The sequence below is a fragment of the Streptomyces sp. NPDC017056 genome (assembly GCF_044332485.1).
GTDB lineage: Bacteria > Actinomycetota > Actinomycetes > Streptomycetales > Streptomycetaceae > Streptomyces.
The window spans coordinates 39887-56462 of sequence record NZ_JBIRPD010000017.1 but is presented as its reverse complement, the minus strand read 5'-3'; the positions used below and the strand labels follow the sequence as shown (position 1 = coordinate 56462).

Here is a 16576-nt window from a genome sequence, read left to right as displayed (position 1 = left end):
GCGCCCGAACGGCGGAGTAGTTCCCCGTACGGAGTGATCTTGGGCGCGGGCGGGATTGGGAGGAGGGGAGGGCGGGAGGGAGGGCGGGGGGCGGGGCGGGGCCCCCGGGGGAGGGTGAGGGACTGGGGCTGAGGTTTTGGGAGGGGTGCGGGGTGCGGCTGGGGCGGGGCAGGGGGCGAGGGTTTGGGAGGGGAGCGGGGCGGGCGGGGTCAGGGGGCGTGGGTGGTGCTGTCGCGGAGTTCCAGGTGGGGCAGCTCGGCCTGGAGGCGGCGGGTGGGCGCGCCGTCGAGTAGGGACAGCAGTTCCTGGGCGGCCAGGCGGCCGAAGCCGGCGGTGTCGCGTACGAGTGAGGTCAGCCGGGGGTGGGTGACGCGGCACAGCGGGGAGTCGTCCCAGGCCACGATGGACAGGGCGGCGGGTACGGGGACGCCGCGCCCGGCGGCCACGGCGACGCCTGCCACGGCCATCACGTCGTTGTCGTAGACGATCGCGGTGGGTGGGCGGGGGGCGGCGAGGAGGCGGCGGGTCACCTCGGCGCCCTGTTCGTCGGAGTAGTCCGTGGACACGGAGCGGACGTCGGCCGGGTCCAGGCCGAGGCGGGCGGCCTCGGCGCGCAGGGCCGCGACGCGGCGGTCGGTGTGGGCGAGGCCGGGCAGGCCGGCGATGTGCACGATGTGGCGGTGCCCCAGTTCGTACAGGTGGTCGATGATCGACCGCATCGCGGCGGCGTCGTCGGCCCAGATGGTGGAGAGGGGGGCGGGGGCCGACACGGACGCGGCCGTTGCCCCGGCGGTGGTCCGGCTTGGCTCGTCGGTTGTGCCCGTGGTCTTGGCGGGTTCCGGGCCCGGTGTGTCGGCCGTGCCCGTGGTCTTGGCGGGTTTTGGGTCCGGCTCGTTGGTTGTGGCTGTTGCCTCGGCGGGCTCCAGGTGCGTTTCGCCGGTTGTGGCCGTTGTCTCGGCGGGTTCCAGGTCCGTTTCGCTGGTCGTGCTCGTTCTTGTGTCGCCGATGATGACCGTGGGCAGGGCGAGGGAGGCCAGGAGGGCGGGGCGGGGGTCGTGGGTGCGGGGGTCCACTACCAGGACGCCGTCCACGCGGCGTTCGGCCCACCAGCGGCGGTAGGTGGCGCACTCGTCCGCCAGGTCCTCGACGACCTGGAAGAGGAGCGCGGTGCGGTGGGCGGAGAGGGTCTCCTGGATGCCGGAGACCAGTTGGAGGAAGAAGGACTCGACGCCGAGGGTGTGGGCGGGGCGGGCGAGGACGAGGCCGACGCAGCCGGAGCGTTCGCCGGACAGGGCGCGAGCGGCGCTGTTGGGCTGCCAGCCCAGTTCCTCGGCGACCTCGCGGATGCGGGCGCGGGTGGCGGGGGAGACGCCGTCGCGGTCGTTCAGGGCGAAGGATACGGCGGAGGGGGAGACGCCGGCGCGTTCGGCGATGTCCTTCATGGTGGGGCGGCGGCGCGGGGGAGCCGTGGGGAGGCGGGAGCCGTCGGCGTTCGCGGCCGGCGTGCCGGTGGTCATGTCGTCCGTCAGCTCCTCCGGTCGGCCCGGTTCCCGTGGCGGGGTGCCCGTGGTGGGGCGACCCTGCGGCTAAACCGCATTAGTCGGCCGGGCTAAAACGCATTAGGTGGTTCAGGATCACGGCGCGCGTGCGGGAAGTCAATCGCTGTGCGTTAGGTGGCGGGAGGGGGGAACTCCCGTCTCTCGTTACGGAATTGAGATGGCGAGTGCGGGGTGGGTTGGCTTTAGCGCATTAGTGCAGGCGGGGAGGGGGGTGGGGGGAGGGGGCCGGGAAGTGAAGTGAAGGGGGCGGCGGGAAAGTTGGGGCTGGTGGATTGACGGGAGTGGGGGCGGACGACAACGTTGGCACCGCTATCCGGCGGCGCGGCCGGACATGTGCCGGTCCGTGCGTGGCTTTTCGCTGCTTCCTTGCTGTTTCCTTGCTGTTTTCGCGGTTTCCCGACGCGGGAGCGCTTCCTTACGGGGGCGCGCCTCCCGGGCACAAGCGTTTCCCCGACGCAGGAGTGACCATGACGCGCAAGCACTTGGCTCCCGTACGCAACGTCCGTCGCGACCGTCCCCGTACCGCCCTCACCTCGGCCCTCGCCGCCGCTCTCGCGACCGCCCTGATGTCGACGACGGCCGCGTGCGGCGTCGGCGGTGTGGAGGGTTCCTCGGCCGCCGAAGGGCAGCCGAAGCGGACCGGGAAGGTCTCCGGCGAGATCACCTTCCGCACGCTCCAGCTCAAGCCGACCTTCACCACGTATGTGCAGGGCGTCATCGACGCGTTCGAGAAGAAGTACCCGGGCACGAAGGTGACCTGGGAGGACGTGCCGGGCGACGGCTACAACGAGAAGCTGGTCGCGGACGCGCAGGCCGGCGGGCTGCCGGACGTGGTCAACCTGAACACCGACTCGTTTCAACTGCTCGGCGACCGGGGCATGCTGGCGGACGTCGCCAAGCTGGACCCGAAGGTCGCGAAGGAATACGTACCGGGCGCCTGGGAGCAGTACAAGCTGCCGGGCGAGGGGGGCGGCGTCTACGCGTATCCCTGGTACGTGACGCCGGAGATCCTCACGTACAACAAGGAGCTCTTCGCCGCGTCCGGGCTCGACGTGGACAAGCCGCCGACGAGTGTCGAGCAGTTCTTCGACTACGCGGAGCGGATCGCGAAGGCGTCGGGCGGGCGGTTCAGCGCGTTCATGGCGGATCCGAAGGGGCGGTTGCCGGGCGACTGGCAGAAGATGGGCGTGCCGGTCCTCGATCGGGAGAAGAAACGATTCACCTTCGATACGCCCAAGGCCGTCGAGTGGGTACGGCGGATGAAGAAGCTGTACGCGATGGGCGCGATGCCGAAGGAGTCGCTCACCAAGGCCGACGACCTCGCGCAGCTCTACGGGGCGGGAAAGCTGGTGTTCGGGCCCGGGTCGCCCGGTGTCATCAAGGACGTCCGGCGCAACTCCCCTTCGGCGTACGCGAAGACGCAGGTGGCCAAGGCCGTCACGGGGACGCTGGGGCACATCGGCATCTACACGCAGTCGCTGGGCATACGCAAGAACACCAAGCACCCTGACGCGGCGGCGGAGTTCGCCAAGTGGGTGACCAACGGGCCGAACCAGGTCGCGTTCTCGAAGCAGGTGACGATCTACCCGTCCAGCGCCAAGGGGCTCGCCGACCCGTACTTCGCGGACCGGGGCGACGGCAAGGACCCCGAGACCCTGGCGCGGAACATCGGCGCCGAGGAGCTGAAATCGGCCCAGCTGGACGCGAACACCCCCGTGGAGTGGACCACTCAGGTCGGTGACGCGGTGGTGCGCGAGATGCAGAAGGGAATCAAGGGGGAAGAGGCTCCCGAGGCGGCGGTGAAGAACGCGCAGGACGCGGCCAACAAGATCCTCGCGCAGCAGCAGGCGCAACAGCAGTCCGAGCAGAAGCGACAGTGATCGGTGATGGCAGACACCGAGCGCGTGCGGGGTGCCGCGGCGGGCGGGTCGCGGGCGGAGCCCCAAGCCCCGGCAGACCCGACAGCTCCTGTGCCTCCTACGTCCCCTGCACCCCCGAAGCCTCCAGCGGCCCAGATGCCTCCAGCAGACCCGACGTCCCCAGCAGCCCAGGTGCCTCCAGCAGACCCGACGTCCCCGGCAGACCTGACGCCACCGGCCGCCCCGAAGCCCCCGGCAACCCAGACGTCCCCCACAACTCCGGTCTCCCCAGCAGACCCGGTAGCTCCTGCGCCCCCTGCATCCCCGACGCCCCCAGCGCCCCCGGGACCTCCGACACCCCCGGCACCCCCGCCAGCCAAGACGTCACCCGCCCCCAAGACGTCACCCGCCCCCAAGACGTCACCCGCCCCCAAGATGTCACCCGCCTCCAAGATGTCACCCGCCCCCAAGACATCGCCCGCCTCCAAGACGTCACCCGCCTCCAAGACGTCACCCGCCCCCAAGACATCGCCCGCCTCCAAGACGTCACCCGCCCCCAAAAAGTCACCCACCCCCGCCCCCAGCCGTCGCGCCGCCCGGCGTCGTCGCAAGGAACTCGGTGCGGAGACCGGGCTGGTGCATCGCCGTTGGTGGGCGCCGTACCTCTTTCTGTTGCCTGGGCTGGTCATGGTGGTGCTGTTCAGCCTGTGGCCGTTCGTCAACACCGTCATCCTGTCCCTCACCGACGCGCAGATCCTCAGGGGCGGCCGGTTCGTCGGCCTGGAGAACTACGGCCGGGCGCTGGACGACCCCGACTTCTGGACCGCGACGCTCAACAGCGTCCTGTACCTGGCCGTTGTCGTGCCCTGCCTGGTGCTGCTGCCGCTGGCCCTCGCGGTCCTCGTGCAGCGCAAGGTTCCCGGGATCGGCTTCTTCCGCTCGGCCTTCTACACCCCCGTCATCGCGTCGGCGGTCGTCGTAGGGCTGATCTGGCAGTGGGTGCTGCGGAGCGACGGGCTGGTCAACACCGTGTTCGAGAAGCTGCATCTGATTTCCGGACCGGTCCCGTTTCTGACCGACTCCACGATGCTGCTGGTGTCCGCCATGATCGTCACGATCTGGAAGGGCCTGGGCTACTACATGGTCTTCTATCTCGCGGCGCTGGGGAACGTACCCGGGTCGCTGTACGAGGCGGCCGCGCTGGACGGCGCGGGTGCCGTACGCCGTTTCCTCAGCATCACCATCCCCGGCGTGAAGCCGATGATGCTGCTGGTCGGAACGCTGTCGGCGATCTCGGCGCTGCGGGTCTTCACCGAGATCTACATTCTCGGCGGGGAGAGCGGCGGCCCCGGCGGCGGCGCCCGGACGCTGCCGTTCCTGATCCGCCAGGTCGGCCTGGGCTTCGCGGGGGAGACCGGTTACGCGGCCGCCGTATCGATCCTGCTGTTCCTGCTGACGCTGGTGTTCAGCTTGCTGGGACACCGGTTGTCGAAGGGGGACGAGAGGTGAGCGCGCTGACCTCGCCAGATGTACGGGGAGCCGGTGGCCGCAGCAGTGGTCGTGGCCGCAGCCGTGGTCGAGGCCACAGCCGTGGCCGCAGTCGCAAGGCGGCCATCGGGCTGGCCGGCCGCTACCTGACGTTGTGCCTGATGCTCGTGGTGATGCTGGGGCCCATTGTCTGGCAGTTCCTGACCTCGCTGAAAGGGCGCGGCGAGGACGTCTACGGGGGCGTGCTGCCCAGTCAGCCCACCCTGGACAACTACGTACGGGTCGCCGAGTCCTTCCCCCTGGTGCAGTACGTCGGCAACACGCTGATCGTCGCGGCGCTGGCCGTCACCTCCAACTGCGTGTTCGCCGCGATGGGCGGCTACGCGCTGTCGCGGGCCGGGTGGCCGGGGCGGCGGGTGGTCTTCACGGTGCTGGTCGCGACGCTGATGTTCCCCTTCGAGTCCGTGATGATCTCGATGTTCCTGACGGTCCGCTCGATGGGGCTGGTGGACACGCTCATCGGGGTCTGGCTGCCCGGCGCGGTCTCCGTGCTCAACCTGATGATCATGCGCGCCGCGTTCCTCGCCGTGCCGAAGGAGGTGGAGGAGGCCGCGGTCCTGGACGGGGCCGGCGAATGGCAGCGCTTCACGAAGGTGTTCGTGCCGGCCGCGAAGGGCGCGCTGGCGGTGGTCTGCCTGACCAGCTTCATGGGCGCCTGGGACGACTTCCTGTGGCCGCTGATCGTGCTGACCAACAGCGATCACTACACGCTGCAACTCGGTCTGAAATCGCTGGCCGGAGCCACCACCGTCAACGACCAGCGGCTCATCGCCGCGGGGGCGATGGCCGCGCTGCTCCCGATGATGGCGCTCTTCTTCGCCCTCCAGAGGTTCTTCTTCCGGGGCGTGGGCGAAGGGGCGTTGAAGACGTGAAGGGAAGCGATGTGACGATGCCTGCCGGAGGTCCGCCGGCCGACCCGTCCGGTGCGGTGCCGCGCCTCGGGGCCAACTACACGCCCAGCCGGGGCTGGTTCCACCACTGGCTCGACTTCGACCTCGACGACGTACGCCGCGACCTGGACTCGCTCGCGGCACTCGGCCTGGACCACCTGCGCGTCTTCGCCCTCTGGCCGGTCTTCCAGCCCAACCGGTCCCTCGTACGCCCCCGCGCCGTCGAACAGCTCGGTCAGCTCGTGGACGCCGCCGCGCAACGCGGCCTGGACGTCGCCGTGGACGCCCTCCAGGGCCACCTGTCCAGTTTCGACTTCGTACCGTCCTGGCTGCGCACCTGGCACCGGCGGAACCTGTTCACCGACCCGGAGGCGTTCGAGGGCGCGGCCCGCTATCTGGAGACCCTCGCGTCCGCCCTCGCCGGGCGTCCCAACTTCCTGGGTATGACGCTGGGAAACGAGGTCAACCAGTTCTCGGGGCCGCCGCACCCGGACCCCGACCCGTGCACGCACGAGGAGGCCGGGCAGTGGCTGGCGCGGCTGCTGGAGGTGTGCGAGCGGGCCGCGCCGGGGCGGCTGCACACCCATGCCGAGTACGACGCGGTGTGGTTCCAGGACGGCCACCCCTTCACGCCCGCGCAGGCCGCGCGGCTCGGCCGGGCCACCACCGTCCACTCCTGGGTCTTCAACGGCACGGCCCAGCGGCACGGCCACGACGGGACGGCGACGGTGCGGCTGGCCGAGTACCTGATCCAGGTGGCCGGGGCGTGGGCGGACGACCCGGCGCGCCCGGTGTGGCTCCAGGAGGTCGGCGCGCCCGCCCCGCTCGTACCGCCGGAGCACGCCGCCGGGTTCGCCACCGCCACCATCGAAAACGCCCTGACCTGCGAGGGGCTTTCCGGCATCACCTGGTGGTGTTCGCACGACGTGTCGCGGGAGCTGGCGGACTTCCCCGAGCTGGAGTACGGGCTCGGGCTGCTCACCTCGGACCGCGAGGTCAAGCCGGCCGGGCGGGTGGTGGCCGAGGCGGCGGCCCGGTTGCGCACCGAGCCGCCGCGGCCGGTGCGTCGGAGCACCGCGCTCGTCCTGGACGCGGGGGAGGAGAGTGCGGCGCCGCACCGTTCGGTGTGCGCGCCGGGCGGCTCCTTCTTCGAGGCGTGGGTACGGCTGGCCCGCCAGGGCGTACGTGCGGCCGCCGTGCTGGCGTCCCGGGCCCGGGACGCGGCCTATCTGGAGCGCCGGGGGATCACGGAGGTGGTGTGGCCTTCGGACGTGAAGTGAGGCGGGGACGGGAGTGGGGACGGAAGGGGGCAGCCAACGGAGCCAAGCAGCGGAGCCAGGTAGCGGGGGCAGGCAGCGGAGGGAGCCAAGCAGTGGAGTCAGGTAGCGGGGGCAGGCGGCGGGCGGACCGGGGAGGCCGGTCGTCCCGGACAGGAAGCGGCGCTTCCTCGGCGGGACCTGCGGAACCGCCTACTACCTGCCGGCCTTGCGCCGTACGTCCGGCGAGCCGGGCACCCGCCTGGAAGTGCGCGTGGTCGGCGAGCTGTACACCGTGTCGGCAGCCACCACGGCCGTATTCACCTGGTAGGTGACGCGCCCGAAGGGCAAGAGACCCGCAGGACCCGCACGTGCCCTGTACCCGCACTCACTCACCCCGTACCCGTACCAGCTCACCCCGTACCCGTACCCGTATCCGCGACGCACCCATCGGAGCGCCTTCATGCACGACGACCGCAGCATTGTCGAACACCGCCTACGCCGTGTCCTGAAAGACCGCATCGTGCCCGCCGTCCGCAACCGGTCCGTGCCGCTGACGGTCGAGCGGTGGGAGGCGCCGGGCGAGCCGGTGCCGCCGGCCGAGGGGCTGGCCGCACCCTACGAACCGGCGAAGACCGGGCAGGAGTGGGGGCCCGCCTGGGGCACCACCTGGTTCCGGGTGACCGGGCAGGTCCCGGCGGAGTGGGCGGGACGTACCGTCGAAGCCGTACTGGACCTCGGTTTCGAGGCGAACATGCCCGGCTTCCAGTGCGAGGGCCTGGTCTACCGCGCGGACGGCGAGGCGGTGAAGGGCCTCAACCCCCGCAACGACTGGGTGCGCGTCGCGTCGCCCGCCGTGGGCGGCGAGGCGGTCGAACTGTACGTCGAGGCGGCCTCCAACCCGGTGCTGGTGGACCAGCGCCCCAGCTACGAGGGCGACAGGCTCACCGCGGGCCACGCGCCGCTGTACCGGCTGCGGCGGATGGACCTGGCCGTCTTCGAGACCGAGGTGTGGGAGCTGGTGCAGGACCTGGAGGTCCTCAACGGGCTGATGCTGGAGCTGGACGCGGCCGACGCGCGGCGCCACGGCATCCTGCGCGCCGTCGAACGGGCCCTGGACGCCGTCGACCTCAAGGACATCCCCGGCACGGCCGCGCGGGCCCGCGCGCAGCTCGCGGACGTGCTGGCGTCCCCGGCGCACGCCTCCGCCCACCGCATCAGCGCGGTCGGCCACGCGCACATCGACTCCGCCTGGCTGTGGCCGCTGCGCGAGACGGTCCGCAAGGTGGCCCGCACGTCCTCCAACATGGTCAACCTGATGGACGAGCACCCCGGGTTCGTCTTCGCGATGTCGCAGGCGCAGCAGCTCGCGTGGATCAAGGAGCACCGGCCCGAGGTGTTCGCGAGGGTGCGGGCGAAGATCGAGGCGGGGCAGTTCGTGCCGGTCGGCGGCATGTGGGTGGAGTCGGACACCAACATGGTCGGCGGCGAGGCGATGGCCCGGCAGTTCCTGTACGGGAAGAAGTTCTTCCTCGACGAGTTCGGGATCGAGACCAAGGAGGTGTGGCTGCCGGACTCCTTCGGCTACACGGCGGCCATGCCGCAGCTCGTGAAGCTGTCGGGCTCGACCTGGTTCCTGACGCAGAAGATCTCCTGGAGCCAGGTCAACAAGTTCCCGCACCACACCTTCTGGTGGGAGGGCATCGACGGTACGCGCGTCTTCACCCACTTCCCGCCGGTCGACACGTACAACTCCGACCTTGGCGGCAAGGAGATGGCGCACGCCGCGCGCAACTACCGCGAGAAGGGGCGCGGTTCGCGGTCGCTGGCGCCTTTCGGGTGGGGCGACGGGGGCGGTGGCGCCACCCGCGAGATGCTGGCCCGCGCCGCCCGGCTGCGGGACCTGGAGGGTTCGCCGCGGGTCGAGATCGAGCGGCCCGACGCGTTCTTCGAGAAGGCGCACGCCGAGTACCCGGACGCGCCGGTGTGGGCGGGCGAGCTGTACCTGGAGCTGCACCGCGGCACGTACACCTCGCAGGCCAAGACCAAGCAGGGCAACCGGCACAGCGAGTCGCTGCTGCGCGAGGCCGAACTGTGGGCCGCCACCGCCGCCGTGCGGGTCCCCGGCTACGCCTATCCGTACGACGACCTGGAGCGGATCTGGAAGACGGTGCTGCTGCACCAGTTCCACGACATCCTGCCCGGCTCGTCGATCGCCTGGGTGCACCGGGAGGCCCGCGAGACGTACGCGCGGGTACGCGAGGAGCTGTCCGCGATCGTGGCCGCCGCGCAGACCGCGCTGGCCGGGCCGGGGGACCGCGAGATCGTCTTCAACGCGGCGCCGCACGCGCGCGGCGGCGTCCCGGCGGGCGGCGCGGAGCCGGCGCCCGGCCGGGGCGGCGCACCCGTCGCCGTACGCCCGGTGACCGTCGAGCCGCTGACCGTGGACGGCCGGGCCACCGGCGGCTACCGCCTCGCCAACGAACGGCTGCGCGTCGACGTGGACGCCCGCGGGCTGGTCGTGTCGGCATATGACATCGAGGCCGAACGGGAGGCCGTGGCGCCGGGCGCGGCCGCCAACCTGCTCCAGATCCACCCCGACTTCCCCAACATGTGGGACGCCTGGGACGTGGACGAGTTCTACCGCCACAACGTCACCGATCTGGTGGCCGTGGACGCGCTGACGGTCGTCGACCCGGGCCCGGAACGCGTGCGCATCAGGGTCGCCCGGTCCTTCGGGCAGGGCTCCACCGTCGAGCAGACGCTGACGCTGCGGGCCGGCGCCAAGGTCCTGGACGTCGAGACGGAGGTGGACTGGCGGGAGACCGAGACGTTCCTCAAGGCGGCCTTCCCGCTGGACGTGAAGGCCGACCGGTCCGCGTCCGAAACCCAGTTCGGGCACGTGTTCCGCGCCACCCACACCAACACGTCCTGGGAGGCCGCCAAGTTCGAGATCTGCGCGCACCGCTGGATCCACGTCGAGGAGCCGGGCTGGGGCGCGGCACTGGTCAACGACTCCACGTACGGGCACGACGTGACCCGCGACATCCGCCCGGACGGCGGCCAGACCACGACCGTACGGCTGTCCCTGCTGCGGGCGCCCCGCTACCCGGACCCGGAGACCGACCAGGGGCACCACCGGCTGCGGTACGCGCTGGCCCCCGGCGCCGGCATCGGGGACGCGGTGCGCGAAGGCCACCGCATCAACCTGCCGGAACGCGCGGTGCGCGGCGGCGGCCCGGTCGCTCCGCTGGTTGGTGTCGACAACGACGCGGTGGTGGTCGAGGCGGTCAAGCTGGCCGAGGACCGCGGCGGTGACGTCGTGGTCCGGCTGTACGAGTCGGGTGGCGGGCGCGCGTCGGCGACCCTGACGGCCGGGTTCCCGGTGGTGGGCGCGGTGGAGACGGACCTGCTGGAGCGGGAGAGGGAGGACGTGGCGGGGCCGGCGGTCGGCGCGGTGCGCGACGGGCGGGTCGAGCTGACGCTGCGGCCGTTCCAGATCGTGACGTTGCGGCTGTCGCGGGGGACGGAGAGCTGACGGGCCGGGCGGGGCCCCGACCGGCCCCGCCCGACCTCACCGTCCCCCCCGGGGGCAAGCGGGGCCCCGGTGGCGGGTGTGGCCCGGCGGGCGCGTGGCCGATGCCGTACCGGGCACCGTGGACAGGGGCCCGGGGACGGCCAACGATGGGTTGCTGTTACACGGCCGTGTGGCCGCCGTGAAACGGGCTGCTTAGCGTGGGGGCAATCTGGGCGGAGACGGATACTTGTCGTAAATGCCCATGCCAGTCGACTGAGGTACCCGTGCGCTCACTCCCCGCGATAGCCGGCGCCGCCGCGCTCTCCGCCGCGCTGCTGCTGTCCGGCTGCGCCGACCCGCACGGCCTGCGGGTGGCGGGCCCCGCCGTGTCCCCCTCGCCGCCGTCCGGCCCTGCCGAGGTCACCGACCCCGTGTACGTCTCCGACGCGGCGCGCCGCCCGCTGCAGCGCCCGGCCTCCTTCGTCCTCAACGACTCCGTGAGCCTGACCGGCCTGCGCTGGGTGTCCTGGGGGGACGCGACCGCCCAGGCCACCGGCGGGCTCAGCGGCGTCTGGTGCGAGCCCGAGTGCGAGGAGCAGCCGTACGCGGTCAAGGTCACGCTCAGCGGCCTGCTCAAGCCGGAGCGGCGGGACCAGCGGGAACAGGGCGCGTTCTACTCGCGGGCCACGCTCGTCTCCGACCGGCTGCCGCCGGACAAGGCCGCCGAGCTGGGCAGGGTCAGCCTGCACACCCCGGAGTTCTAGTACGCCATGGGACTGCGCGCGAAGATCGGCATAGCGATCGCCGCCACGGCCGCCGTGGTCGCGGTGCTCATCGGCGTGCTCGTGCACAACCGGACCGTGGACGCACAGTTCGACCTGGCGGCCGAGTCGATCGACGGGCGGCTGCAGAGCCTGGTGCAGGACCGGGCGGCGGGCGTGGACACCGGCCGGGCGATCGTCGACCCGCCGGACCTGCCGGGCCCGTTGAAGAAGGCCGTCGAGCACGGCGAACGCGGCGTCTACCTGGAGCCCGGCGGCCCCGCCCCGCACCTGTGGGCCGCGAGCAAGCTGAACGGCGAGATCATCGCGCTCAAGCGCCCGTACGTACGGGAACGGGAGGTCCTGCGCAGCCTGGACCGCGTCCTGTGGGTGTCCGGCGTCGCGGGCACCGGCCTCGGCTGCGTCGTCGGCCTGCTGGTCGCCCACCGGCTCGGCCGGCGGCTGACCACCTCGGCGGGCACCGCGCAGCGGATCGCCGAGGGCGACCTGACCGCCCGGCTGCCGCGCGGCGGCAAGGACGAGATCGCCCAGCTCGCCACCGCGGTGAACACCATGGCCGACGCGCTGGCCGCCCGCCTCCAGGCCGAGCGCGACGTGACCGCGAACATCGCCCACGAACTGCGCACCCCCGTCGCCGGGCTGGTCGCCGCCGCCGGGCTGCTGCCGCCCTCGCGCCCCACCGAGCTGGTGCAGGACCGGGCGCAGCGCGTACGGGGCCTGATGGAGGACGTCCTTGAGGTGGCGCGGCTGGACGCGCGTACCGAGGAGGCCGACACGGAGCTGCGGTCGCTGGGCGAGCTGGCACGGCGGACGGTGGCGGCGATGAGCGCGGGCGCGGCGCCGGGCGTGGGGCCGGGGGCGGTGCCGGACGCGGGGTCGGTCGAGGTGCGGGTCGTCTCGGACGGGCTGGTGGAGACCGACCCGCGGCGGGTCGAACGCGTCCTGGTCAACCTGGTCGGCAACGCGCTGCGGCACGGCGCCGCCCCGGTGGCCGTCGAGATCGAAGGCGGCGTGCTGCGTGTCCGCGACAGCGGCCCCGGCTTCCCCGACGCACTGCTGGCGCACGGCCCGCAGCGGTTCCGTACGGGCGGCGGCTCGGACGGCCACGGGCTCGGCCTCGGCCTGACCATCGCGTCCGGGCAGGCGCGGGTGCTGGGCGCCCGGCTGACGTTCGCCAACCCGGCGGGGGGCGGCGCGGAAGCGACGCTGGACCTGAGCGGGGCGCTGCGGTCGTCCACCGAGGACGCTGCCTCCGACCGGCCGCGTTCCGACAGTCCCTGACGTGCGTACGGCTCCGGTCGCGCCAAGAGTGGTGTGAGAACGCCCGCCCCGGAGCAGGCGTTCAGGTACCTGACCATGGACAGCCGACCACTGGAGCCACCGCGATGGACGAGAACGTGCTCTTTCTGGACCTCACCGCCGCCGGTGAGGGCGCGGCGCGACGCGCCTTGGACGCGTTGCGCCACGAGGACGCCGAGCACCGGATCGTGCTGCGCGAGGCCACGGTGATCGCCCGTGACGCCGACGGCGACGTCACCTTCCCCGACAGCGAGGACCACACGGGCACCGCGCGCGGCTTCGCCGTCGGCGGCCTGGTCGGCGGGCTCGTCGGCCTGCTGGGCGGGCCCCTGGGCGCGATGGTCGGGTTCGGCGCCGGCGGGCTGCTGGGCGGCGCGCACGACGCGCGCCGGGCCAGCGCGGACAACGCGGCCGTGGACATGCTGGCCGCCGAGGTGCCGCCGGGCAGCACCGTCCTGGTGGCGGAGGTCGCGGAACCGGCCAAGGGGCCTGCCGACGCGGCGCTGGCGGGCTTCGGCGAGGAGATCGTCCGCTACCCGGCCGCCGAGGTGCGCAAGCGCGTGGAGGAGCTGATCGCGGAGAGCGGCTGAGCGGCTGAGCGGCTGAGCGGTGCGGGCGCGCCCTCGGCCGCCCCTCCTCGTCACGCGGGGAACCGGTCCTCCAGCACCGCGTTCAGCAGCGCCTGCACGTCCTCCCGGGCCAGGCCCTGCGCCCGCGCCCGCTCCATCCAGGAGCGCAGCTCTTCGCGCAGCAGCGCGTCCGAGTCGGCCGCGGACTCCGGCCGGGCCAGCGAACGGCTCACGAAGGTGCCCAGGCCCGGACGCGGTTCCACCAGGCCCTCGCGCTCCAGCTCCCGGTACGCCTTCAAGGTCGTGTTCGGGTTGACCTTCGTCGTGGCCGCGACCTGCGCCGCCGTCGGCAGCCGGTCGCCCTCCACGAGGATGCCCAGCCGCAGGGCCTGCCGGACCTGCTGGACGATCTGCAGGTAGGTGGCGACGCCGCTGCGCCGGTCGATGCGGAACTCGACCACGTTCACCACCTCCCCGTCTTCCGTTTCGGCTTGATGATCGGCCCACTCGTACGGGGTGTCAAAGCAGCGCCTCTCAGAGCGGCCGGCGCCGCGCCCGCCAGACGATGAACACCGTCACCGCGGCGGCCAGCACCACCAGAATCCCCGCGTCGAGCCACTGGATGCCTGCCATCTGGTCGTAGCCGTAGTAGTCGATGGCGCGGTTGACGATGCCCAGCTTCGCCCGGCACGCCTCGGTGTCGCCGTCGGTGCAGGTGCCGATGCCGAAGAGCCTGCCGTCCGCGGTGGCCAGCCAGGTGTCCATGCTCACGGCGCCGTCGGGCAGCATGCCCTCCGCGTCGTACGGGAAAACGATCCGGCGCAGCGGGGCCAGCAGCGGCAGCACCTTCGCCTCCCAGACGATGTTGAACCCGTAGCAGAAGACGAAGGCGACCGCCATCGAGGCGATGACGCGGCGCAGCAGCATGCCGACGGCGATGCCGACGACCGTGAAGAGCAGGGCCCGCGCGACCGGGGCGGGACCCGTGGTCTCCAGGATGCCGCCGTGGAACCAGTCGCCGAACGCGGCCAGCTCGTGCGCCGGCTCCCACATCCAGGTGAACGCGGCCGACATCAGCGAGGTGCACACGAACACGACGGTCAGCGGCACCGCCAGCTTCGCCGCGATCCAGCGGCCGCGGGAGACCGACTGGGTGGCGGCCAGCCGCAGGGTGCCCTGCTCCTGTTCGGCGGCGATCAGCGGAGCGCCGAGGAAGACGCCGAAGGCGATGGGCACGGAGAGCAGCAGAGAGGTGTCCCAGCTGAATATGGAGCTGAAGGCGTTCTGGAACTTCATCAGCGGATCGCCGTCCCCGCGCGCCACGGAGGCCCTCCGCTCCGTGTACGAGGCGAGGAAGTCCATCACGGCGGGACGCTGGTAGGCGAAGAGGGCGCAGGCCAGGACGGTGACGGCGAAGCCGACGAGGAAGGTGCCGCGGTGGCGGCGCCAGACCAGCCAGGTCGTGCCGTGCAGCAGACCGGCGCGGGCGGTGGGGCGGTCGCCAGTACGGTTGCCGTTGCGGTCGCCGGTACGGGAGAGCGTGTTCACGCGGCGGCCCCCTGCTTCCCGCCCGTACCGGTGCCCGCGTCCACGCGCGCTTCCTCGGCGATCAGCGGCGGTGCTCCCGGGGAACGCAGATAGGCCAGCAAGACTTCCTCCATGCTCGGTTCGGCCGTCTCCCAGGAGTCGGGGAGCGGCCCGCCGGGTCGGATCAGGGCGGTGAACTGCCGCCCGGTGACGCGGGACTCGACGACGGTGTGGTGCTCGGCGAGCCCGGCGGGCACCACACCGGCGCCCCCGGCCTCCGTACCGGCGCCCCCGGCCCCCGCACCGGCCGCCGCACCGCCCTGCTCCGCCAGCCCCGACACCAGCAGATGGCCCGGCACCAGCTCCTCGGTCTGCCCGGCCATCCGCAGCCGCCCTGCCGTGAGCACCAGCAGGTAGTCGCACATGTCCGCCATCTCGGAGAGCAGGTGCGAGGACATCAGTACGGTCGTGCCGTGCTCGGCGGCCTCCGCCAGCAGCAGCCCCGACAGCTCGTGCCGGGCGAGCGGGTCCAGGTCGGACATCGGCTCGTCCAGCAGGAGCAGCCGCGGCCGCTTGCCGAACGCGAGGGCGAGGGCGATCCGGGTGCGCTGGCCGCCGGAGAGGCTGCCGATCCGGGCGTCGAAGGGGACGTGCCCGGCGCGGACGATCCGCTCGGCCGCCTCCTGGTCCCAGCGCGGGTTCAGCTCCCGCCCCATGCGCAGGGTCTCGGCGACCGTGAAGCGCGTGTAGAGCGGCTTGTCCTGGGCGAGGAAGGCAACGCTTTCCAGTACGGCCGGATCGCTCACGGGCACGCCGAACAGCCGCAGCGTCCCTGCCGTGGGCTGTACGAGCCGGCTGGCGACGCCCAGGAGTGTGCTCTTGCCCGCGCCGTTCGGACCGACCAGCGCGCAGACGTGACCGGCCGGGAGACGGAAGGAACAGTCCCGTAGAGCCCAGCCGCGGCGGTACTTCTTCCCCAGGCCGTGTGCCTCGACCGCCCAGGGTGTCGGGTCGCCCACCCGAATCCCCCCTTTCACTAGTTCATTAGTGGAATGAGTATGGAGAGCGGCGGTGATCCGTGTCAACGCGCTCTTGAAGGCAGCCGACTCGGCGGTCGGCTCGGCGGTCGGCTCAGCCGCGCGCCCCCGCACGCTCGCCGCGCGGCAGCTCCTCGCCCCCCACCAGCGACTTCGCCATGCAGCGGCTCTCCTCGTACGTCCGGTACAGCCCGAACTTCGGCGCCGGCCGGTAGCCGCAGGACGCGTACAGCGCCAGCGCCTCCGGCTGCTTGATGCCCGTCTCCAGCACCATCCGGGTACGCCCGGCGGCGCGCGCGTCCGCCTCCAGCGCCGCGAGAATCCGCCGCGCCAGCCCCCGCCCGCGGGCCTCCGCGACCACGAACATCCGCTTGATCTCGGCGTCCCCGTCCGCGTACCCCTCGGGGTTCGCGTCCTGCGACCGCCAGCCGCCGGTCGCCAGCGGGCGCCCGTCCTCGTAGGCGAGCAGGTACACGCCGTGCGGCGGCCGGAACATCGCCGGGTCGAGGGGCGTGACGTCACCGTCGCCGTACCGCTGCGCGTACTCGAGCTGCACCAGCCGGTCGAGGGCGACGGCGTCGGCGTGATCGTAGGGAACGGCACGGATCTCCATCCGCCGAATCGTACGGACGTCCGGGCGCAGGGGCGAGAGTGCCAGGTGAGAGACGAAAGCGGTACCGGCAGCGACCGACTGGCGGAGCCAAAGCACCCGATGGGGGTGTGTCGGAGCCGG

The 16576-nt window shown here is 72.3% G+C and carries 13 protein-coding genes and 1 pseudogene; 9 read left to right on the top strand and 5 right to left on the bottom strand.

The window, feature by feature from the left end:
* Positions 1–209: 209 nt before the first annotated feature.
* Positions 210–1442 carry a substrate-binding domain-containing protein gene (locus tag ACH4OW_RS28220; protein WP_398030630.1) on the bottom strand — a complete coding sequence of 411 codons (1233 nt, stop codon included), beginning with the start codon at positions 1440–1442 and terminating at the stop codon, positions 210–212.
* A gap of 584 nt (positions 1443–2026) precedes the next feature.
* Between ACH4OW_RS28220 and ACH4OW_RS28215 the strand changes: the two genes are divergently transcribed.
* From ACH4OW_RS28215 to ACH4OW_RS28175, 9 genes and pseudogenes are all read left to right on the top strand, one after another.
* Positions 2027–3439, top strand: a complete 1413-nt coding sequence (locus tag ACH4OW_RS28215; RefSeq protein WP_398030541.1) for an ABC transporter substrate-binding protein — start codon at positions 2027–2029, stop codon at positions 3437–3439.
* A gap of 612 nt (positions 3440–4051) precedes the next feature.
* Entirely contained in the window at positions 4052–4927 is an 876-nt protein-coding gene (locus ACH4OW_RS28210; RefSeq protein ID WP_398030629.1) for a carbohydrate ABC transporter permease, read from the top strand.
* Positions 4928–5079: 152 nt separating this feature from the next.
* Entirely contained in the window at positions 5080–5838 is a 759-nt protein-coding gene (locus ACH4OW_RS28205) for a carbohydrate ABC transporter permease (RefSeq protein ID WP_398030540.1), read from the top strand.
* A 17-nt stretch (positions 5839–5855) separates the two neighbouring features.
* On the top strand, positions 5856–7136 hold the full coding sequence (locus tag ACH4OW_RS28200) for a glycosyl hydrolase (RefSeq protein ID WP_398030539.1): 1281 nt from the start codon (positions 5856–5858) through the stop codon (positions 7134–7136).
* Positions 7137–7293: 157 nt separating this feature from the next.
* Positions 7294–7443: pseudogene (locus ACH4OW_RS28195) on the top strand (hypothetical protein); the annotation flags it as partial.
* Between the two features lie 132 nt (positions 7444–7575).
* Positions 7576–10650 carry an alpha-mannosidase gene (locus tag ACH4OW_RS28190; RefSeq protein ID WP_398030538.1) on the top strand — a complete coding sequence of 1025 codons (3075 nt, stop codon included), beginning with the start codon at positions 7576–7578 and terminating at the stop codon, positions 10648–10650.
* 263 nt (positions 10651–10913) lie between these two features.
* Complete coding sequence (locus tag ACH4OW_RS28185; RefSeq protein WP_398030537.1) at positions 10914–11393, top strand: hypothetical protein; 480 nt, start codon at positions 10914–10916, stop codon at positions 11391–11393.
* A 6-nt stretch (positions 11394–11399) separates the two neighbouring features.
* Positions 11400–12692 (top strand): ATP-binding protein, encoded by a 1293-nt coding sequence (locus tag ACH4OW_RS28180; RefSeq protein ID WP_398030536.1) that lies wholly within the window; start codon positions 11400–11402, stop codon positions 12690–12692.
* Between the two features lie 104 nt (positions 12693–12796).
* Positions 12797–13300 (top strand): DUF1269 domain-containing protein, encoded by a 504-nt coding sequence (locus ACH4OW_RS28175; RefSeq protein WP_360129339.1) that lies wholly within the window; start codon positions 12797–12799, stop codon positions 13298–13300.
* 50 nt (positions 13301–13350) lie between these two features.
* Here ACH4OW_RS28175 and ACH4OW_RS28170 read toward each other — a convergent pair whose 3' ends face one another.
* The 4 genes from ACH4OW_RS28170 to ACH4OW_RS28155 all read right to left on the bottom strand — a co-directional run bounded on the left by ACH4OW_RS28170 (position 13351) and on the right by ACH4OW_RS28155 (position 16456).
* Positions 13351–13749 carry a GntR family transcriptional regulator gene (locus ACH4OW_RS28170; protein WP_360129336.1) on the bottom strand — a complete coding sequence of 133 codons (399 nt, stop codon included), beginning with the start codon at positions 13747–13749 and terminating at the stop codon, positions 13351–13353.
* A gap of 64 nt (positions 13750–13813) precedes the next feature.
* Positions 13814–14827 (bottom strand): ABC transporter permease, encoded by a 1014-nt coding sequence (locus ACH4OW_RS28165; RefSeq protein ID WP_398030535.1) that lies wholly within the window; start codon positions 14825–14827, stop codon positions 13814–13816.
* Entirely contained in the window at positions 14824–15825 is a 1002-nt protein-coding gene (locus ACH4OW_RS28160) for an ABC transporter ATP-binding protein (RefSeq protein ID WP_398030534.1), read from the bottom strand. The genes ACH4OW_RS28165 and ACH4OW_RS28160 overlap by 4 nt, the downstream gene beginning before the upstream one ends.
* Positions 15826–15937: 112 nt before the next feature.
* A complete protein-coding gene (locus tag ACH4OW_RS28155) occupies positions 15938–16456 on the bottom strand; it encodes a GNAT family N-acetyltransferase (protein WP_360129327.1) in 519 nt (172 codons plus the stop codon).
* Between the last annotated feature and the right edge of the window lie 120 nt (positions 16457–16576).

Coding starts and splice junctions, on each gene's coding strand:
- ACH4OW_RS28155 (WP_360129327.1), bottom strand. CDS start 16,456: ATGGAGATCCGTGCCGTTCCCTACGATCACGCCGACGCCGTCGCCCTC.
- ACH4OW_RS28220 (WP_398030630.1), bottom strand. CDS start 1,442: ATGAAGGACATCGCCGAACGCGCCGGCGTCTCCCCCTCCGCCGTATCC.
- ACH4OW_RS28200 (WP_398030539.1), top strand. CDS start 5,856: ATGCCTGCCGGAGGTCCGCCGGCCGACCCGTCCGGTGCGGTGCCGCGC.
- ACH4OW_RS28215 (WP_398030541.1), top strand. CDS start 2,027: ATGACGCGCAAGCACTTGGCTCCCGTACGCAACGTCCGTCGCGACCGT.
- ACH4OW_RS28190 (WP_398030538.1), top strand. CDS start 7,576: ATGCACGACGACCGCAGCATTGTCGAACACCGCCTACGCCGTGTCCTG.
- ACH4OW_RS28175 (WP_360129339.1), top strand. CDS start 12,797: ATGGACGAGAACGTGCTCTTTCTGGACCTCACCGCCGCCGGTGAGGGC.
- ACH4OW_RS28180 (WP_398030536.1), top strand. CDS start 11,400: ATGGGACTGCGCGCGAAGATCGGCATAGCGATCGCCGCCACGGCCGCC.
- ACH4OW_RS28205 (WP_398030540.1), top strand. CDS start 5,080: ATGCTGGGGCCCATTGTCTGGCAGTTCCTGACCTCGCTGAAAGGGCGC.